The 20,104-nt window shown below is 40.0% G+C and carries 16 protein-coding genes and 1 pseudogene; 15 read left to right on the plus strand and 2 right to left on the minus strand.

Annotated elements, in window-relative coordinates:
- Positions 1–80 precede the first annotated feature (80 nt).
- The 13 genes and pseudogenes from msrA (at position 81) to AKA01nite_RS06065 (ending at position 13,340) form a co-directional block, all read left to right on the plus strand.
- A pseudogene (msrA, locus tag AKA01nite_RS06005) lies at positions 81–547 on the plus strand (peptide-methionine (S)-S-oxide reductase MsrA).
- A gap of 11 nt (positions 548–558) precedes the next feature.
- On the plus strand, positions 559–780 hold the full coding sequence (locus AKA01nite_RS06010; protein ID WP_146924417.1) for a YozE family protein: 222 nt from the start codon (positions 559–561) through the stop codon (positions 778–780).
- Between the two features lie 21 nt (positions 781–801).
- Positions 802–1,521, plus strand: coding sequence for a purine-nucleoside phosphorylase (gene deoD, locus AKA01nite_RS06015; protein WP_146924418.1), 720 nt, complete (start codon positions 802–804; stop codon positions 1,519–1,521).
- Between the two features lie 21 nt (positions 1,522–1,542).
- Positions 1,543–3,027, plus strand: a complete 1,485-nt coding sequence (locus tag AKA01nite_RS06020) for a S41 family peptidase (RefSeq protein ID WP_146924419.1) — start codon at positions 1,543–1,545, stop codon at positions 3,025–3,027.
- A gap of 92 nt (positions 3,028–3,119) precedes the next feature.
- On the plus strand, positions 3,120–3,731 hold the full coding sequence (gene lepB, locus AKA01nite_RS06025; protein ID WP_146924420.1) for a signal peptidase I: 612 nt from the start codon (positions 3,120–3,122) through the stop codon (positions 3,729–3,731).
- Between the two features lie 40 nt (positions 3,732–3,771).
- A complete protein-coding gene (ylqF, locus tag AKA01nite_RS06030) occupies positions 3,772–4,644 on the plus strand; it encodes a ribosome biogenesis GTPase YlqF (RefSeq protein ID WP_146924421.1) in 873 nt (290 codons plus the stop codon).
- Complete coding sequence (gene rnhB / locus AKA01nite_RS06035; RefSeq protein ID WP_146924436.1) at positions 4,604–5,383, plus strand: ribonuclease HII; 780 nt, start codon at positions 4,604–4,606, stop codon at positions 5,381–5,383. Before ylqF ends, rnhB begins: the two co-directional genes overlap by 41 nt.
- Positions 5,384–5,471: 88 nt before the next feature.
- Complete coding sequence (dprA, locus tag AKA01nite_RS06040) at positions 5,472–6,347, plus strand: DNA-processing protein DprA (RefSeq protein ID WP_146924422.1); 876 nt, start codon at positions 5,472–5,474, stop codon at positions 6,345–6,347.
- A gap of 147 nt (positions 6,348–6,494) precedes the next feature.
- A complete protein-coding gene (topA, locus tag AKA01nite_RS06045; protein ID WP_146924423.1) occupies positions 6,495–8,564 on the plus strand; it encodes a type I DNA topoisomerase in 2,070 nt (689 codons plus the stop codon).
- Between the two features lie 863 nt (positions 8,565–9,427).
- Positions 9,428–10,324, plus strand: coding sequence for a tyrosine recombinase XerC (xerC, locus tag AKA01nite_RS06050; RefSeq protein WP_146924424.1), 897 nt, complete (start codon positions 9,428–9,430; stop codon positions 10,322–10,324).
- Positions 10,325–10,354: 30 nt separating this feature from the next.
- Positions 10,355–10,894, plus strand: a complete 540-nt coding sequence (gene hslV / locus AKA01nite_RS06055; RefSeq protein ID WP_146924425.1) for an ATP-dependent protease subunit HslV — start codon at positions 10,355–10,357, stop codon at positions 10,892–10,894.
- Between the two features lie 13 nt (positions 10,895–10,907).
- Positions 10,908–12,332: an ATP-dependent protease ATPase subunit HslU gene (hslU, locus tag AKA01nite_RS06060; protein WP_146924426.1), complete on the plus strand. Its 1,425-nt coding sequence runs from the start codon at positions 10,908–10,910 to the stop codon at positions 12,330–12,332.
- A gap of 21 nt (positions 12,333–12,353) precedes the next feature.
- Entirely contained in the window at positions 12,354–13,340 is a 987-nt protein-coding gene (locus tag AKA01nite_RS06065) for a GGDEF domain-containing protein (protein ID WP_146924427.1), read from the plus strand.
- Positions 13,341–13,396: 56 nt separating this feature from the next.
- Here AKA01nite_RS06065 and plsY read toward each other — a convergent pair whose 3' ends face one another.
- Positions 13,397–13,996 (minus strand): glycerol-3-phosphate 1-O-acyltransferase PlsY, encoded by a 600-nt coding sequence (gene plsY, locus AKA01nite_RS06070; RefSeq protein WP_146924428.1) that lies wholly within the window; start codon positions 13,994–13,996, stop codon positions 13,397–13,399.
- Positions 13,997–14,381: 385 nt separating this feature from the next.
- Here plsY and parE point away from each other — a divergent pair, with 385 nt between their 5' ends.
- Both parE and parC read left to right on the plus strand, forming a co-directional pair.
- A complete protein-coding gene (gene parE / locus AKA01nite_RS06075; RefSeq protein WP_146924429.1) occupies positions 14,382–16,361 on the plus strand; it encodes a DNA topoisomerase IV subunit B in 1,980 nt (659 codons plus the stop codon).
- 20 nt (positions 16,362–16,381) lie between these two features.
- Entirely contained in the window at positions 16,382–18,853 is a 2,472-nt protein-coding gene (gene parC, locus AKA01nite_RS06080) for a DNA topoisomerase IV subunit A (protein WP_146924430.1), read from the plus strand.
- Between the two features lie 115 nt (positions 18,854–18,968).
- Here the strand turns inward: parC and AKA01nite_RS06085 are convergent, their stop codons facing one another.
- Positions 18,969–19,973, minus strand: a complete 1,005-nt coding sequence (locus AKA01nite_RS06085) for a potassium channel family protein (protein WP_146924431.1) — start codon at positions 19,971–19,973, stop codon at positions 18,969–18,971.
- Between the last annotated feature and the right edge of the window lie 131 nt (positions 19,974–20,104).

Below are 20,104 nucleotides of genomic sequence, written 5' to 3' on the forward strand. Positions count from 1 at the left end.
ATAATTGAGTAGTGTATTTTATTATAGAAAGGATTTTTTTAGTGGAGAAGGCTTTATTTGCAGGTGGTTGTTTCTGGTGTATGGTTCAGCCTTTTGAAACGATGAAAGGGATAGAAAAAGTTGTTTCAGGATATACCGGTGGTCATGTCAAAGATCCTACGTATGAGCAAGTAAAATCTCAAAAGACCGGTCATACAGAAGCCGTGCTTATTTATTATGATGAGAGGATACTTTCTTATGACGATCTTTTAACGATTTATTGGCAGCAGACTGATCCAACTGACGCTATGGGGCAATTCATGGATCGCGGTGACAGTTATCGTCCGGTCATTTTTTATTATGATGAACACCAAAAACAAAAGGCAAGTGCATCAAAAGCTCGTTTGCAGGAATCAAATGATTATGCTGAACCTATCGTTACTAAGATAGAAAAAGCAGGTATTTTTACCCTGCGGAAGAAGAGCATCAGCAATTCTATCGGAAAAATCCTGAAGCTTATGCTGAAGAAAACGAACAAAGGCGTCGATGGGCAGAATCACATTCTTAGGAGGTCAGGCCATGAGACGGTCTTTTTATCACTACGTAAAAACTTTGAGAGACCCATATAAGAAAGACAATATTACTCTCTTTGCCAACGCAGTAGATAACGATGGTACATTTCCTAAACATTCAACCCACTATAATGAATTGTCGGATTATCTGGAGATGAATGGTGACTATGTCATTTCGATGGAAGTGTTTGATGAAGTATTTCAAATGTATAAAGATAACAACAAATAAAACTTTAAAGGAGAATGTCAAATGAGTGTACATTTAGAAGCAAAAAAAGGTGAAATCGCAAAAACAGTTCTGATGCCCGGAGATCCTCTTCGTGCAAAGTATATAGCAGAGACGTTTTTAGAAGATGTTAAACAATACAATACAGTAAGAAATGCTTTTGGTTATACAGGAACGTATAAAGGGCAGGAGATATCTGTTCAAGGAACAGGGATGGGTATCCCTTCTTTAATGATTTATGGTGAAGAACTTATTCAAGAATATGGGGTGGAAAACCTTATTCGTGTAGGATCTGCCGGCGCTCTGAAAAAAGAAGTGAAAATTCGTGATGTTGTTCTTGCTCAAGGAGCAACGACCGATTCAAGTATCCACCGTCATATTTTTAATAATCAGGTCGATTTTGCGCCGATTGCTGACTTTAATCTGCTTAGACATTCATATGATATTGGTAAAGAAAAAGGCATGGCAATTCGTGTCGGAAACGTTCTAAGTGCAGATCGTTTCTACAATGAAGAATTAGATAAGCAGAAACTTGCTGATTATGGTATCATGGCGGTTGAAATGGAAGCAGCTGGATTATACTCCCTTGCAGCTAAGCATAATAAGAGAGCTCTAGCCCTGCTTACGATCAGTGATCACATTTTGACAGGTGAAGAAACAACGTCTGAAGAAAGACAGACAACGTTCAACGACATGATGATCATTGCCCTAGAAGCTGCTTTAAGAATGGAAGAGAACAAGTAAATATAAGAGAAGAGGTTTTTCATGCAGCATGAACCAGAGAATAAAAAAACGAAAAAAATCAGTTTGAACATGTATATAATTTCCTTGCTGATTGTACTCTTCGTATCCGTGATCGGAACATTTCTGGTAATGACTGTTGCTGGAAATGATAATGATGAGTCCGAGCCGATAGCTGAACGTTCCAATATAAAATCAGAAGAAGAATCTTTAGATTTAGACCAATTTGAACCATTAAATGAAGTCTATTCGATCCTCATGACAGAATATCTTGAGGAAGTGGGGTCTGATACCTTGATTCAAGGCGCCTTATCAGGGATGGCTGAATCGGTAGGAGATCCTTATACAACCTATCTCAATGAGGTGGAGTCTACTTCAATAAACGAAGACATCGAAGGGTCATTTGAAGGAATCGGAGCTGAAGTCATGAAAGAGGGGGAATATGTCCGCATTATTTCCCCGATTTCGGGCTCACCAGCTGAGAAAGCAGGGTTACTGCCGAACGATCTCATAGATCAAGTTGACGGAGAATCTGTCGCCGATTTATCGATCAATGAAGCAGTAGCCTTGATACGTGGACCAGAAGGGTCAGAGGTAGAGCTGTCGATCGTCAGAGGAGATAATACGTTTACAGTAAATCTTACCAGAGACTCGATTCCGGTAGAGTCAGTGATTTATGAACAGGATGATAAAAATCCATCCATCGGTTATATCCACATCACAAACTTTAACCGGCCAACCTATCAGGAACTCATCGATGCGATCGAAACACTGGAAGAAGATGGTGCTGAGGAATTTATTTTTGATGTTAGAGGAAACCCCGGTGGACTGCTTGATTCTGCACTCCAACTTTCAAATGTTTTTGTAGCTAATGGTGAGCCGCTGATGCAGTCACAAGGACGCGGGGAAGACCCTTATGTCTATAATGCTTCAGATGAACTCGGTGATTTTAAATTCGATAAACCAAGCGTTCTTTTGATCAATGGTGGGAGTGCGAGTGCTTCTGAAATCCTGGCTGGAGCGATGAGTCAATCTGCAGACATCCCGCTGGTTGGTACAACAACTTTCGGTAAAGGAACGATTCAGAATGTTCTGGATATTTCAGGTGACGGTGAAATCAAATTCACCGCCGGGAAATGGCTGACTGCGAATGGCACATGGATCAATGAAGAAGGAATCTCTCCTGATATTGAAGTGGAAATGCCTGATTATATCAATCTGCTCCTTGTTAATCAGGAAGAAACATATGAAACAGGGGATGTCTCAGAAGAGGTCTATAACCTTGAACAGATACTTGATGTTCTGGATTATGATGTCGGCTCAGTTGATTTCACCTATGATAATGAGACAGAAACCGCTGTAGAAACGTTCCAGTCTGATAATGATCTTGAAAAAGACGGTGTAGTGACTGGTGCAACAGCACGGACGCTTGTTGAGAAATTGCGCGAGCTGATTGACGACAATGATAGACAATACAATGCAGCTGTTGAGTATTTGTTGGAAAATTAAGAATGAAGAGAAAGAAAATTTGGGCATTTTAGCCTAATTATTTTCTTTCTCTATCTTTTTAAAAGCATAGATGAGAAAGAAGGTCACTAAAAATGAAAGATTCTTCTTATAAAAATAATAGTGAAACGATTAAAGATAAAAAACAGGATAAACCTTTATATCAGGAATTGTTAAGTACATTCGTTTATATCATCATTATTACTGGTGTTTTTCTACTTATCAGACTTTATATAGTGGCCCCTGTCAGTGTCGAAGGGTCATCGATGGAACCGACTTTACAGGATGGCGATCATTTACTTTTAAATAAAATTGGGGACATTGATCGGTTTGACGTAATTGTTTTCCCGGCGCCTGAAGAAAATGGGAAGCAATTTATCAAACGAGTGATCGGTCTTCCTGGAGATGAAATCACATTTCAGGATCAGACCCTTTTTATAAACGGTGAAACGATCGAAGAAGACTATATTGATCTTTCTAATGTCAGTGACGCTGATCTGCAGTCACTTAATAGTGATTTCAGTCTGGACTCATTAGAGGATGTCGAACAGGTACCGGAAGATTCTTATTTTGTTTTAGGAGATAATCGGGTAAATTCCAAAGACAGCCGTTCTTTTGGCTTTATTGATAAAGATAACGTGACAGGCAAGACCAGCTTGCGCATATGGCCTCTGGACCGGATTGGCTTTATTGACAGTCCCGAATAACTGAATTTGAAAATTTGTAGTGAAAGGAGTGGTCAAAAACATGATACAATGGTATCCAGGGCATATGGCGAAAGCAAAAAGACAATTTCTGGAAAAGCTTAAAATGGTAGATGTTGTCTATGAGCTGATTGACGCAAGAATACCCTATTCAAGTAAAAATCCAGATATCATCGATATGATTGGAGACAAACCGCACGTAGTCATCCTGATGAAAGGTGATTTGGCCGATCCCAGTCAAACTAATGCCTGGCTTAAGCATTACAAAAGCAAAGGTATCCCAGCCATCTCGATCAATGCCAAAAAAGGACAAGGGTTGAAGGAGATCCTGAAACTTACCAAGACTGTCTTGAAATCTTTTTTCGAAAAACGAGAGGAAAAAGGAATGAAGCCACGGGCCATTAGAGCAGTGTGCGTAGGGATTCCAAACGTTGGAAAATCAACACTGATCAATCGCTTCGCTCGAAAAAATATTGCTCAGACAGGAAACAAGCCGGGAGTCACTAAAGCTCAGCAGTGGATCAAATATGGTAAAGAACTCGAGCTTTTAGACACGCCTGGTATTTTATGGCCGAAATTTGAAGATCAAAGCGTTGGGAAAAAATTAGCTGTAACAGGAGCGATCAAAGACACCCTCCTACACCTGGATGATATTGCACTATATGCCATGAACTATTTGAGAGAACACTACGCGGGAGCAATAACAGCACGCTATAAGCTGAAGGAAGACTTGGAACAGGAGCTGGAACTGCCTGATCTACTTCTGGAAATCACCAAAATCAGAGGTTTTCGTGATGATTATGAACGTGGGGCAGAAATGATTATCCATGAATTAAGAAACGGCCAGTTAGGAAGGATCACACTTGAACGACCAGATGAAGTCTACAGAGAAGAAACAAACAATCAAAGAGATTAAAGAACAATTGAAAAGCCAGATACCTTTATCTGACAATGAACTGAATATATTAAAACAGGATAAGCGAAAAGGCGTTCAGACAGCACTTAAACAATATGAAAAAAGATTACTCAAAGAGAAATTGCTGAAAGAAAAGTATCGCGATATGCAGACTTATGAACAAGCATGCAGAGCTGAAGGTAATGTTTATATCGCTGGGATCGATGAAGTGGGTAGAGGACCATTAGCTGGCCCCGTTGTTTCTGCTGCAGTCATCCTTCCAGAAGAACCTGATCTTTTGGGGATCAATGATTCCAAGAAATTGAGCGAAAAAGAGCGGGAAAGCTGGTTTCTTCGAATCAAGAATGTGGCTTTAGCTATAAATTATTCCGTGGTTTCTCCTGAAACGATCGATCAATTAAATATATATGAAGCAACGCGTGTTTCGATGAAAGAGGCTGTCGAAGGGTTGAATAGAGAACCTGACTGTTTATTAGTTGATGCTATGCATATCGACAGTAGCATTCCACAAGTGAAAATTATTAAAGGTGATGCTAAAAGTATATCGATCGCGGCAGCTTCAATTGTCGCAAAAGTGATACGCGATAATATAATGAAGAAACTGGCCAGAGACTATCCGGAGTATGGTTTTGAAGAAAATGCTGGATATGGGACAAAAAAACATCTTGAAAGCCTGAAAATATATGGTGTGACGCCAATTCATCGAAAATCATATCGACCAGTCAAAGAACGTTTATAAAAAAACTTTGACAAAAAAAGTGAGTTTTTATTTCTTTTAACAATAAAAGAGATAGGAACTCAATTTTTTTATTTTAGGAGAGAATAAGATGCAGACTAATCGAATGGAAAATTATTTATATGCTATGGCCCACTGTCCATTTTTAAGTCATAAGGAAAAATGGAAAATACTGATCACTGATCATCCAAAGTACAGTGAATTTACTTTGATGCAGGAACAGACAACATGTCACGTGCATCAAAAAAAGATTGCCTTTTGGAAGTATTTGAAAGCATTTGACCTGGACAGAATCAAAAAGGAGCATGAAAAAGCAAAGGTTAACGCTTTCTGTCTAGGTGACGAAGGGTACCCGTATGCCCTGGGAAAAAGCTATGAGCCTCCTATGGTTTTGTTTTATAAAGGCGACATCTCGCTGCTTTACAAAGGCACTCTTGGAATCGTTGGTGCACGTGAATGTACACCTTATGGCCACCGTTTTCTTTCGGAGCATATCCCGGCGATTATTGATCAGGGGTTAGTCACTGTGAGTGGGTTGGCCAAAGGGATCGATACCCAGGTGCACAAACAAACGATTGAAAATGGAGGGAAAACGATAGCAGTCATAGGGAATGGGATCAATTATACGTATCCGCGAGAAAACAGAAAACTTCAGGAAATAATAAGCCAGGATCATTTAATCCTCTCCGAATATCCACTGGATGCCACACCTAAAAGACATTACTTTCCCCTGAGGAATCGTATTATTTCCGGACTTTCAAGAGGAGTGCTCGTTGTGGAAGCTAAAGAACGCAGTGGAAGTCTGATCACGGCCCGACTGGCTTTGGAAGAAGGGCGGGATGTCTTTTCAGTCCCGGGATCCATATTCAGTTCAACTTCGAAAGGCTGCTTGGATTTGATCAAATCAGGGGCCATACTTTGTCAGTCTGCAGAAGATATTTTAACGGAATGGAATATGAATCTGTGAAATAAATAATTAAATAGTGTTTTAAAAGTTGACAAAGTGAATTCATATGCCCTATGATAGATTACGATTCTTAACGATAGCAAAAACAAGACACGTTTAAAGCAAACAAATACAAAAAATAAGGTACATGAGGAAGGAGCCTGCAATTTGGCTTATAAATATTTAGTCATTGTGGAATCGCCCGCTAAAGCAAAAACAATTGAAAAATATCTTGGAAGGAATTATAAAGTGGTAGCCAGTTTAGGCCATATCAGAGATTTGCCGAAGAGTCGTATGGGTGTGGATTTTGAAAATGATTATCAACCTGATTATATTACGATACGTGGTAAAGGGCCTGTTATCAAGGATTTAAAGAAACATGCAAAGAAAGCTGAAAAAGTCTTTCTCGCAGCCGACCCGGATAGAGAAGGGGAAGCCATTGCCTGGCATTTAAGTCATATATTGAAACTGGACAATGATGAAAAAAATAGAGTCGTTTTTAATGAAATCACTAAAGATGCTGTTAAAAATGCCCTTAAAAATCCAAGAAATCTGGATGAAGACCTGATCGACTCTCAGCAGGCCAGACGGATTTTAGACCGTATCGTTGGCTATCAGATCAGCCCGCTGCTTTGGAAAAAGGTGAAACGCGGCTTAAGTGCCGGACGTGTACAGTCTGTCGCCTTGAAAATGATCTGTGACAGAGAAGAAGAAATCAAAAATTTTAAACCTGAAGAATACTGGTCTATCGAAGCTACATTCAAAAAAGCAAAAAATGTTTTTGATGCCAATTTTTATGGCCTGGATAAAAAGAAGACGAAATTACCTGATAATAAAGCTGTAGAGAATGTGCTGGAAAAACTGGATGAAAAAGGCGATTTTGATGTTACTAAAGTGGTTAAGAAAGAACGCAAACGTAATCCATATGCACCTTTTACAACCAGTAGTTTGCAGCAGGAAGCAGCTGGGAAGTTGAACTTCAGGACCCGGAAAACAATGATGATCGCCCAGCAGCTCTATGAAGGTATTTCTCTTGGTAAAGGCGGAACAACTGGATTGATCACTTACATGCGTACAGATTCCACCCGGCTGTCTGATACGGCAAAGCAGGAAGCGCATGAAGTGATTGTGAGTGAATTTGGTTCTGAGTATGCCGCAAAAAATCCTAAAAAACAAAAAAACAGTCAATCTGCCCAAGATGCGCATGAAGCTATCAGAGCAACGAGTGCCATGCGTAAACCTGCTGACATCAAGCAATACCTTTCCAAAGATCAATATAAACTTTATTCATTGATTTGGTCCCGTTTTGTGGCCAGCCAGATGAAACCTGCTATTTATGACACTGTGCGTGTGGATATTGAACAAAATGGTGTAAGGTTCAGAGCAAATGGATCTCAAATAAAATTCAAAGGTTACCAGCTTGCCTATGCTGAAACCAAGAAAGACAAAGATAATATTCTACCGGACCTAGCTGAAGGCGATAAAATAAAACTTAAAACGATTGAACCGAACCAGCACTTCACTCAACCGCCTGCCCGCTTTAGCGAAGCCACCTTGATTAAAACGCTTGAAGAAAACGGTGTAGGTCGCCCATCGACATATGCGCCGACTTTAGAAACCATCCAGCGTCGCTATTACGTTACTCTAGCCAATAAGCGGTTTGAACCAACAGAACTGGGGACTATTGTGAACACCATCATTGGAGAATTTTTCCCGAATATCGTTGACGTCAACTTTACAGCCGATATGGAAAAAGACTTGGATGCTGTTGAAGAAGGCACAAAGCAATGGGTCGAGGTGATCGATCAGTTTTATAAACCGTTTAAAGAGGAAGTTACAACGGCCGAGAAAGAACTTGAAGAAGTGGAAATTGAAGATGAGCCGGCTGGATTTGATTGTGAAAAATGTGGATCACCCATGGTCATCAAGATGGGACGCTACGGTAAGTTTTATGCTTGTTCCAATTTCCCTGACTGCCGAAATACGAAGCCGATTGTTAAGAAAATCGGTGTGACGTGTCCGGTATGTGAAAAAGGCGAAGTCGTTGAGCGTAAATCCAAGAAAAAACGTATTTTCTACGGATGTGAAAACTATCCTGACTGCGAATTCACTTCATGGGATAAACCGATTGGTAGAGATTGTCCAAAATGTGAGCATTATTTAGTTCAAAAGAAAACGAAAAAGCAAAGTCAAGTCATCTGTTCAAATTGTGACTACAAAGAAGAACCTCAAAAGTAAAATCAAATATTAAAGGATTGAGACTGGGATAGCGATGACTTTCCTGGTCTCTTTTTCGTTTCTGCTAATTTGTTTTTATATATAGCCGAGATGAATGCTCATCGCTATTTTACTGAAACATAGATTGATAATAAATCATGTGGCAACGACAGCAGCTGTAAAGAATTGCCGAAGTCACGAGGCTGCTAGTGTATAAGTGTGCAGTTTTTAACTTGAGATGTTGAACTCGCGAGGTGACTGGTGTGTGAGTCTACAGTTTCTGTGACGAAATGTCGCACTCAGGAGGTTGCTAACAGATGAGTGTGCACTTTTCGTCTCAAGATGTTTAACTTGCGAGATGTCCGGTGTGTGAGTCTACAGTTTCTGTGAGGAAATGTCGAACTCAAGAGGTGGTCAACAGATGAGTGTACACTTTCTAACTCAAGATGTCGAACTCACGGGGTGACCGGTGTATGAGTCTGCAGATTCTGTGAGGAAATGTCGAACTCAAGAGGTGGTCAACAGATGAGTGTGCACTTTCTAACTCAAGATGTCGAACTCACGGGGTGACCGGTGTATGAGTCTGCAGATTCAACAAAGAAATGTCGAACTGACGAATTGACAGAGTATGAGTGCGCACTTTAAGCCGATTCTTATTGCTTCACTTGGCGTATCCGTTATAGTTACAACCTTTGACTGATTGATCTGACTTTTAAGATAAGCATATCTAAGTTGGTTCTGATTCTACAGGTTTCGATTTACTTACCAGTTAGTGTTTAGCTTAATAAAAAAGATGATTTTAAAATTCATATTTTCATCCAATTTTCTTTATATGCTTGAGTGACTGACATATGGTAAAATAGAAAGAGTGAGGAGAGATGTGCATGGAGAATAAATGGATCGGTCTTTTTTCAGATTATCTATTGAATGAGCGTCACTATTCAAATTACACAAATCAGGCTTATACTGACGACGTAATCGCCTTTGAGACGTTTTTAAAAGAGACTGGTGAACCTGACATTCTGGAAGTAGAATTAGCTGATGCCAGAATTTACCTGAGTTACTTGACGGATAAAAAGTATTCCCGTGCATCAATTTCTAGAAAGATTTCCAGCATCAGAGCATTTTATCAATTTTTGCTTAACAACGAGCACGTTAAAGACAATCCTTTTTCTTATTTGAACCTGAAAAAAAGAGGCTCACGTTTGCCTAACTTTTTTTATGAAGAAGAGATGAACCGGCTGTTTGAAGCGTCAGAAGGCGAAACTCCCCTTGAACTACGCAACCAGGCTCTTTTGGAAATTCTTTACGGTACCGGGATCAGAGTAAGTGAGTGTCAGGGGATCCGGTTGGAGGATATTGATTTTGAACTGGGAATGCTGTTTGTAAAAGGAAAAGGACGGAAAGAGCGCTATGTTCCTTTTGGTCACTATGCCAATCAGGCCATTAAGACCTATATTGAAAACGGTAGACGGATTTTAATGTCCAAGTACAAACAGAATCACGACTTTTTATTCATCAATCATCATGGAGAACAAATTACACAAAGTGGCATCCAGTATGTACTGAACCAGCTGATCAAAAAAAGTTCTCTATCCCACAATATCAGTCCGCATATGCTTCGACATACCTTTGCGACTCATTTGCTTAATAATGGTGCCGATATTCGAACAGTACAAGAATTACTGGGACATAAAAGTTTATCTTCTACCCAGATTTATACTCATGTAACAACGGAACATTTACAGAAAGATTACAATTCTTATCATCCCAGAGCGTAAAATGATTATTTAAAAACGGAGGAATATCAAATGACAGAATTTCATGCAACAACAATTTTAGCTATCCAGCATAATGGCGAGTGTGCCATGGCGGGGGATGGTCAAGTTACGATGGGCGAAAAAGTCATTATGAAGGGCTCAGCCCGTAAAGTCAGAAAAATATATAATAATGAAGTGTTAGTCGGTTTTGCGGGAAGTGTGGCCGACGCTTTTACCTTAGAAGAAAAATTTGAAGGCTACCTTAATCAGTACAATGGACACTTGATGCGTGCAGCTGTGGAACTCGCTACGGAATGGCGGACAGACAAAATGATGAAGAATCTGGAAGCTCTCCTTATCGTAATGAACAAAGAACAGATGCTTTTAGTTTCAGGGAACGGCGAAGTCATTCAACCAGATGATGGCATACTGGGTATCGGTTCAGGTGGAAACTTTGCTCTGTCTGCTGCTCGAGCTTTGAAAAAACATGGAGAAAAATTATCTGCAGAAAAAATAGCCAAAGACAGTCTGACTATCGCAGCAGATATTTGTGTGTATACGAATCATAATATAATAACGGAGACACTGTAAGGAGACGGATGAGATGAAAACAAGAAATGATTTAACACCAAGAGAAATCGTTACAAAACTTGATAAATATATCGTTGGTCAAACGGATGCAAAAAAAGCGGTAGCGGTTGCTTTACGTAATCGCTATCGTCGACTGAAGCTTGATGAGGACATGCAAAAAGACATCACACCTAAAAATATTTTAATGATCGGTGCAACAGGTATCGGTAAAACCGAAATAGCCAGACGCTTAGCCAACATTGTAGATGCGCCGTTTATCAAAGTAGAAGCAACAAAGTTTACAGAGGTCGGCTACATTGGTCGAGATGTGGAATCAATGGTTAGAGATTTGACTGAATCTGCTATTCAGCTGGTGCGAGAAGAGTACCGTCAAAATGTACACGGACAAGCTGAAAGAAGAGCAATCGAACGAGTAGCGAAAGCTCTTGCACCAGGAATTAAAAAGAAGAAAGCAAGCAACGATTCCAACCCGCTTGCCGGAATGTTTAAAGGCATGGGAATAGATCCCAATCAATTTAATCAAAATGCTGCAGAGGAAGAAGAAACAGTCACCGAAGAGATCGCTACAAAACGTGATGCACTGATCGACCAGATCAACCGCGGCATTCTTGACTCTCGCGAAGTTGAAATCAAAGTTGAAGAAAAGAAAAAGACAACGAGTAGTCCTATGAGTCAACCATTAGAACAAATGGGTATCGATCTGTCTGAAACGTTCGGCCAGCTGACTCCTTCCAAAAAAGTAAAGCGTAAAGTTTCAGTGAAAGAAGCTGTGAAAATCTTTACCGAAGAAGAAGCAGACAAACTGATCAATACTGAAGATATTTACTCAGACGCGATCCACTTGACAGAAAATTCAGGCATCATCTTCATTGATGAAATTGATAAAATAACCTCTAAAGGACAGAACAACAGCGGTCAAGTTTCCAGAGAAGGCGTTCAAAGAGATATTTTGCCGATCGTTGAAGGATCCAGTGTCCGTACAAAATATGGAACAGTGCATACCGATCATATTCTGTTTGTAGGCTCTGGAGCTTTCCATATGTCTAAACCGAGTGATCTGATACCAGAACTACAGGGACGTTTTCCTATTCGTGTGGAACTGAATGATTTAACTAAAGAAGATTTTGTTAAAATACTGACGGAACCCGAAAATGCTTTGGTCAAGCAGTACCGCGCCCTGCTTGAAACGGAAAATATCGACGTTATATTCACGATGGAAGCCATTGAAAAAATCGCTGAAATAGCTTACGAAGTCAATGAGTCAACTGACAATATCGGTGCGCGTCGCTTGCATACGATCCTTGAACGTCTGCTTGAAGAGCTGCTGTTCGAATCACCAGACATGTCGATGGGCGAAGTAAAAATAACTGAGAAATACGTGGAAGATAAAATCGGGCATATCGTAGAGAACAAGGATCTAAGCCGCTATATCCTGTAATAAAACGGTTGGGGTGCAGAGATGACAAACAAAAAAATAAACAGGATGACGCGAGAAGAGTTGCTTTTGAAAGTTAAAAAGCAAGAATTGCTGATAGAGGAATTGCTTGCCGAAAAAGAAGCAGAAGTGAAATTAGATTATCCCTTGAAAGGGAACCTTGGTCACTGGTATTGGAATATACAGAGCAATGATGTCGTTTTTAATCCTATGAAAGTTGAAGCTATTGGTTATACGATGGAAGAATTACCTGAAAAAATACCTTTCTCTTTCTTTACAAATAAACTGCATCCAGACGATTACGATGCCGTTATGAAAAATATGAGCCAACACCTTAAAGGGATTACGCCGGTTTACGAAGTCGAATACCGTATTCAGGCAAAAGACGGAACCTGGAAATGGTTTTATGATCGTGGCAAGGTGACTAAACGAGCTGAAGACGGAACACCACTCTTTTCTGCCGGTATCGTTTTTGATGTGTCAAAACAGAAAAGTAAGATGGAAAACCTGGAAGAATTGACCTCATCTCTGATTACTCTTGTCGATAAGGATGAACTGACTGGGATAAGAAATCGGCGAGCGATTATTAGAGAGTTGAAAACCCATCTGATCGATTCGGCTGTTAAAGAAAAACAGTTAGCCGTAAGTATGATGGATATCGATGACTTTAAACAACTTAATGATACAAAAGGGCATGTGTTTGGCGATTATGTCCTGAAAGAAATCGCTATGACACTTGAACATACTTTAGGTAAAGACGGAATCGCTGGGCGGTATGGAGGTGAAGAGTTTTTGATCCTTTTGCCTGACACATCAAAAGATATGGCGGAGACAATTTTTAATGAATGTCGAGTAGCCATTGAAACCAACGAATTCCTGAAACTCGAATCAGTGACGATCAGTGGCGGCTACACTTTTTATTCACAAGGAGATTATGAGGATGTTATTAAAGAAGCAGATAAAAAATTGTACCAGGCAAAGTCTGCTGGTAAGAATAAAATAACCAGTTGAAAAAAGACCTTTTCCATGATCCGTTTTTAAACGGAGCTGGAAAAGGTCTTTCTTAGTTATTTACGTTTCTTGTTCAAACCAAAGGGTACTTTATTTTCTTCCCCTTTGCGTATTCTGTCGATATTCTCCCGGTGTCTGACCACAACAAGAATCATGGCTAACCAGACGATCACAGTAAACATCCAGTCGCCTAAAAGTGGAGCAGCAACAGCGGCAAGGATGAAAGTCAAAACACTTGCAAGACTCACCATACTTGACGTATATAAAACTACTCCAAAGAGCAGGATAAAGACAAAGACAAAGAGCGGCTGGGCTCCTAAAGCCACCCCTGCAGTCGTGGCTACAGCTTTTCCACCTTTGAACTTGGCGAAAATAGGATAAACATGTCCAATAATCGCAAACAGCCCGATAATCATGGGATGGATCGTTAACCCGAACCAGATGGGAAGCAGGGCCGCAATAGATCCTTTAGCAATATCCATGATTAAAACAGTCGTACCCGCCCATTTACCTAACACACGATAAGTGTTTGTCGTACCCGAATTACCGCTTCCGTGTTCTCTAATATCCGTTTGGAAAAAAGCTTTACCTATCCATACGCCCGAAGGAATCGATCCTAGAAGATACGCAGCTGCCATGAGTAAGATTTCGAGCAAATGAATGTCCTCCTTAAAGTTTCATTAAACCTTTTTTTATTTTACCATGATAAAACAGCAACGACAATAAGGTTTGTTATTTCAGTTATTTGGAACAAATCCTAAAATATGTTCTATGTCAGTATTTATAAGATTGGTCCAGGTAGAATTGATTGATTTTATCCACCTTCAGCGCATTCAAATTGGGATGAGCACTATATTTATCGAACATCGCAAACTTTGACGCCTTCAAAAACTGTATGAGAACAAATGTTTTTTACACATCCTTATTGAATTATGGTAAGATTAATACTGCTTGCATGAAATAATAGAGAAATTATTTAAACTATCAAAATCAAACATTTGAAATTGCCGTATTTTTAGAATTAAGGGAGAATCTGTGATTATGGTTAAAAATAAATATGATGATAATTCTATACAAGTCTTGGAGGGGCTGGATGCAGTCAGAAAACGTCCCGGTATGTATATTGGATCAACAGATTCCAGGGGCCTTCACCATTTAGTCTATGAAATCGTTGATAACGCCGTTGATGAGGTGCTGGCAGGATACGGATCAAAAATAGATGTCATTATTCATAAAGATAACAGCATCACTGTTAAAGACAATGGACGCGGCATGCCAATAGGGATACATAAATCCGGCGTACCTACGATCCAGGTCATTTTCACTGTGCTGCATGCCGGTGGGAAATTTGGACAAAGCGGCGGGTATAAAACATCAGGAGGACTGCACGGTGTAGGTGCATCTGTCGTTAATGCTTTATCTGAAGAATTAACCGTTACAGTGACCCGAGACGGCTATGAGTACACGCAAGTCTTTAAAAACGGCGGGAAACCAGCGGGCAAGTTGACTAAGAAAAAAGGCCCGAAGAAAGTAACAGGAACGAGAGTACATTTTAAACCGGATCCGTCAATATTTTCTACTACTGATTACTCCTTTACCTTACTCAGTGAGCGCTTAAGAGAATCAGCTTTCTTGCTTAAAGACGTCATCATTACTGTAAAAGACGAACGGAAAGAAGATGCTGAAGAAGTATTTCACTATGAAGAAGGCATTAAAGAATTTGTCAAATACATTAACGAAGAAAAAGATACATTGACACCAATCGCTTATTTTGAAGGGGAATACAAAGGCATCGAAGTTGAATGTGCCTTTCAGTATAATGACGGCTACTCAGAAAATCTACTGAGTTTTGTCAATAATGTTCGCACGAAAGATGGTGGAACGCACGAGATCGGAACAAAAACTGCAATCACAAAAACATTCAATGATTACGCAAAACGTGTCAACCTGCTTAAAGAACGGGATAAAAATCTGGAAGGCTCTGACGTTAGAGAAGGTATTGCGATTATCCTTTCTGTTCGAATACCTGAAGATCTTCTTCAATTCGAAGGTCAAACAAAGAGTAAATTAGGAACGAACGAAGCGCGGGCTGCGTGTGATACGATTATCTCCGAACAATTCAATTTCTGGCTGGCAGAAAACGGCGAAATGAGTCAGCAGATCGTCAGAAAAGCCATTAAAGCAAGAGAAGCACGTGAAGCAGCACGAAAAGCAAAAGATGAATCCAGGAATGGCAAGAAAAAGAAACGTAAAGAAACACTCTTATCGGGTAAGTTGACACCAGCCCAAAGTAAAAATGCAAAAAAGAATGAATTATACCTTGTCGAGGGCGATTCTGCCGGTGGTTCTGCTAAACAGGGGCGAGACCGAAAATTCCAGGCAATTCTGCCCTTGCGAGGAAAAGTGATCAACACAGAAAAAGCAAATATACAGGACATTCTGAAAAATGAAGAGATCAGCACGATGATCTACACGATCGGTGCAGGTGTCGGTCCTGAATTTGAAATCAAAGATTGTAACTACGATAAAGTGGTGATCATGACTGATGCGGATACAGATGGTGCCCATATACAAGTCCTGCTGCTGACTTTCTTTTACCGCTATATGAAACCTTTGATCGAAGAAGGAAAAGTCTATCTGGCTCTTCCACCTCTATATAAAGTGTCTAAAGGCAAGGGCAAGAAAGAAGTCGTCGAATATGCCTGGACAGACGAGGAGCTGGATAAATTGCTTGAAACTTTTGGCAAAGGCTATACCATTCAGCGTTACAAAGGTTTAGGTGAAATGAATGCGGATCAGCTTTGGGATACAACGATGAATCCAGAATCGCGAACGCTTATAAGGGTCACGATTGACGATGTGGCGCAAGCAGAACGTCGTGTCTCGGTCCTTATGGGTAATAAAGTCGATCCAAGAAGGAAATGGATCGAAGAGAATGTAGAGTTCTCTCTTGAAGATGATGGCAGTATTTTAGAAACGAATGAGCTTCTTGATAAGATGGAAGATACTGTAGAGTTGTGAGAAAGGTTTGACTTATTGATATGGCAAAAGAACGTGAAGAAATTCAAGAATTAACACTAGAAGAAGTCATGGGTGACCGGTTTGGCAGGTACTCGAAGTATATTATTCAAGAACGGGCGCTTCCCGATATCAGGGATGGTTTAAAACCCGTTCAGCGTCGTATTTTATACGCAATGTATTCCGATAGCAATACCCATGATAAAGGTTTCAGAAAATCAGCTAAAACTGTAGGGAACGTTATCGGGAACTACCACCCTCATGGTGACAGCAGTGTGTATGAAGCGATGGTACGAATGAGTCAGGACTGGAAAATGAAAACGCCCCTTGTCACTATGCATGGAAACAATGGGAGTATGGACGGAGACCCACCTGCAGCCATGCGTTATACCGAAGCCCGTTTATCAAAAATAGCGAATGAATTGCTTAAAGACATTGATAAAGAAACTGTCGAATTTGTATTGAATTTTGATGATACGACCAATGAACCCACAGTTCTTCCGGCGCGTTTTCCTAATCTGCTTGTAAATGGGGCAACAGGGATATCGGCAGGTTATGCAACAGACATCCCTTCCCACAACCTTGGAGAGGTCATCGATGCTTGTATTTATCTGATACAGCATCCAAATGCCTCTCTCTCAAAACTGATGGACTTTATCAAAGGGCCTGACTTTCCTACGGGTGGCATTATACAGGGAATCAAAGGACTCAAGTCTGCTTATGAAACGGGTAAGGGAAAAATCGCTGTCCGCTCGAAAACGGAAATCGAGAAAATAAGGGGCGGTAAAGAGCAAATCGTCATCACAGAGATTCCTTATGAAGTAAACAAAGCAACGATGGTCAGAAAAATAGATGAGATACGCATCAATAAAAAAATCGACGGCATTGCCGATGTCCGGGATGAAAGTGACCGATCAGGCTTGCGCATTGTTGTTGAATTGAAAAAAGAAACACCGGCTCAAGGGATTTTGACGTATTTATTTAAAAATACAGATCTGCAGGTGTCTTATAATCTTAATATGATCGCAATCAGTGACAGGCGGCCACAACAAGTAGGTTTGAAAAAAATATTGACCGCCTATATTTCTCACAAAAAAGATATTATAACTAAACGCACACGGTTCCTTTTAAATAAAGATAAAAAACGGGAACATATCGTAGAAGGGCTCATCAAGGCTATTTCTATATTGGATGACGTGATCAGGACTATCCGAGGAAGCAAGAATAAAAGTGATGCGAAAAATAATATAATCGATGCTTATGATTTTACACCCATGCAGGCTGAAGCTATCGTTAATTTGCAGCTTTATCGTTTAACTAATACAGATATTACACAACTGGAAAAAGAGGCAAATGAACTAGCTGGACGTATAAGTGACTATAATAATATTTTAACTGATGAAAAAGCTCTGGAATCAGTCATGAAAAAAGAATTGCGAGATGTAAAGAAAGAGAATGCTATAGAACGACAAACTGTGATCGAAGAAAAAATAGAGGAACTCAAAGTTGAAAAAGAAGTTCTTGTCACAGAAGAAGACGTTGTCGTATCTGTAACAAAACAGGGTTACTTGAAACGAACCAGCTTGCGTTCTTATGGTGCATCAAAACCTGAAGAAATTGCACTGAGAGACGGAGATCACTCTATTTTCACAGAAAAAATCTCGACATTGGATCATATCGTTCTGTTTACATCAAAAGGAAATGTTATAAACAGGCCGGTCCATGAATTACCGGAGATCAGGTGGAAAGATTTAGGAGAGCATATTTCACAGACTATAAGTGTTGATCCTGATGAGAAGATTATTGGTGTATATGGTCTGAAAGAATTTTCAGAACAGCGTAAATTCGTTTTCATTACAAAAAACGGCTACATCAAACAAACTCCAGTGTCTGAGTTTGCGCCTAAGCGGACTTACCGTTCGCGTTCTGCGACAGCTGTTAAGCTGAAAACTGATACAGATGAGCTGTTATCGGTCTATGCCATCGAGGATGAAATGCTATATGATGTCTTCCTCGTGACGCAGCTCGGCTTTGGTCTACGCTATGCTTTAGCAGAGGTTTCAACGGTGGGAGCGACGGCTAGTGGTGTAAAATCAATCAACTTGAAGAAAGAAGACCAGGTGGCAGGAGGTATTGTCTTTGATCCTTCAAAAGGCGCAAAGAGTGTGCTCATGGTAACGCACCGAGGATCAGTAAAACGAATGAATGTCAGTGACTTTGATGTGATTTCCAGAGCCAAACGCGGCTTGCTTGTTTTAAGAGAGTTGAAAAACAAACCGCATCACATGTCATTAATAATAGATGTAAAAGCGCTCGATGAGTCATGGACGATCGTTACGGATAAAGGAAAAGAATTCATTCTTAAAGCGAACGATTATTCACTGAGTGACCGGTACAGCAATGGCTCATTTATTCTTGATGAAGATGAGGATGGGGTGCCAGTGGATGCTTATAAAGAAAATCTTATAAGGATAGGAGAAGATAAGAAAAAGTAAGCTAACAAAAAAGTTATAAAAAAGAGAAGAAAGACACCAGGAGCGAAATGTCTTTCTTCTCTGTTTCAGTTTTAGATGAAGGGGTTAAGCTGTCGGCATTATATTATAAATGGAATCAAGAACCAGCCAGTTTTTTTAGCTTTTTCAGATCATCATCGTCACCAAGGGCAATGAGTGTCTGACCTGGCGTCAATAAATGATCTTTCGTTGGGTTGAAAATGATTTTGTCATCGTCCTTGTCTTTTATAGCAATGATGATAAGATCAGTCTGTTCAGGGATATTTGCTTCCATCAAAGTTTTATGACTGATTTCTGATGAGGGTTTTATGACCGCTTCATTTAAGTTTAAATCGATTTGACCAGAGTGAGTGATCGTATCTAAAAAGGCAATGACAGAAGGCTTTAACAACATGGAAGCCATACGGTGTCCGCCGATTTCATTAGGTGAAACTGTTTTGTCCGCACCGGCGCGGATCAGTTTTTCATGAGAGTTATGTGTGATCGCTCGTGCGACAATATGAAGGTCCGGCTTTAATTGACGTGCTGTAAGTACGGTGTATAGATTGTTGGCATCATTATTCAGTGCGGCGATCAAACCTCTTGCCCGATCGATGCCTGCTTTTAAAAGAACTTCATCCTGAGTGGCATCTCCTTGAAAGGCGATGATGTCATCATATTCCTGAATGGCTTCCAGTTTATCTTCTTCAAATTCGATCACAACAAATTGAACATCTTCTGTTTCAAGTGATTGTATGATATGCTGTCCCGTTTCTCCAGCGCCACAGACGATAATGTGATCGTTTAATTCATCGAGCTGTTCTTTCATTTTTTGTTCCCTCCAGACTTTTTGTAATGTGCCCCCGAAGAAAAAGCTGATCAGCTGTGAGCCTGTGTAACCTAATGTACCGAGACTGAAAAATATCAGAATAATGGTAAAAAGCTGAGCAGGTGCGTCAAGGGGGGTCACTTCCTGAAAACCAACTGTAGATATGGTGATGACAGTCATATACAAAGAATCCATCAAACTGATGTCAAGTAATAAATAATAACCTCCTGTACCGACGATAATAATTGCGATAAGTAAATATAAAATATATAAGGTACGCTTGTTTTGCTGCATCTATCCAACTCCTGACATGAAACGTATTAGCCTATTTTTATTTTACCATTTTATTAATGATTAGTGAAAAAGATAGGCATTTTGTTTCATACTTTGAAAAGAAAGGGAAGAGGAGTTAAAAAAAGGGTGAG

Origin of the sequence: Alkalibacterium kapii (assembly GCF_007988865.1) — a bacterium.
Taxonomy (GTDB): domain Bacteria; phylum Bacillota; class Bacilli; order Lactobacillales; family Carnobacteriaceae_A; genus Alkalibacterium; species Alkalibacterium kapii.

What these genes read in the sequence shown, in the direction of transcription:
- deoD (WP_146924418.1), top strand. Translation starts at nt 802, where the DNA reads ATGAGTGTACATTTAGAAGCAAAAAAAGGTGAAATCGCAAAAACAGTT.
- AKA01nite_RS06020 (WP_146924419.1), top strand. Translation starts at nt 1,543, where the DNA reads ATGCAGCATGAACCAGAGAATAAAAAAACGAAAAAAATCAGTTTGAAC.
- hslU (WP_146924426.1), top strand. Translation starts at nt 10,908, where the DNA reads ATGAAAACAAGAAATGATTTAACACCAAGAGAAATCGTTACAAAACTT.
- parC (WP_146924430.1), top strand. Translation starts at nt 16,382, where the DNA reads ATGGCAAAAGAACGTGAAGAAATTCAAGAATTAACACTAGAAGAAGTC.
- AKA01nite_RS06065 (WP_146924427.1), top strand. Translation starts at nt 12,354, where the DNA reads ATGACAAACAAAAAAATAAACAGGATGACGCGAGAAGAGTTGCTTTTG.
- lepB (WP_146924420.1), top strand. Translation starts at nt 3,120, where the DNA reads ATGAAAGATTCTTCTTATAAAAATAATAGTGAAACGATTAAAGATAAA.
- xerC (WP_146924424.1), top strand. Translation starts at nt 9,428, where the DNA reads ATGGAGAATAAATGGATCGGTCTTTTTTCAGATTATCTATTGAATGAG.
- ylqF (WP_146924421.1), top strand. Translation starts at nt 3,772, where the DNA reads ATGATACAATGGTATCCAGGGCATATGGCGAAAGCAAAAAGACAATTT.
- hslV (WP_146924425.1), top strand. Translation starts at nt 10,355, where the DNA reads ATGACAGAATTTCATGCAACAACAATTTTAGCTATCCAGCATAATGGC.
- AKA01nite_RS06085 (WP_146924431.1), bottom strand. Translation starts at nt 19,973, where the DNA reads ATGCAGCAAAACAAGCGTACCTTATATATTTTATATTTACTTATCGCA.
- AKA01nite_RS06010 (WP_146924417.1), top strand. Translation starts at nt 559, where the DNA reads ATGAGACGGTCTTTTTATCACTACGTAAAAACTTTGAGAGACCCATAT.
- parE (WP_146924429.1), top strand. Translation starts at nt 14,382, where the DNA reads ATGGTTAAAAATAAATATGATGATAATTCTATACAAGTCTTGGAGGGG.
- rnhB (WP_146924436.1), top strand. Translation starts at nt 4,604, where the DNA reads ATGAAGTCTACAGAGAAGAAACAAACAATCAAAGAGATTAAAGAACAA.
- dprA (WP_146924422.1), top strand. Translation starts at nt 5,472, where the DNA reads ATGCAGACTAATCGAATGGAAAATTATTTATATGCTATGGCCCACTGT.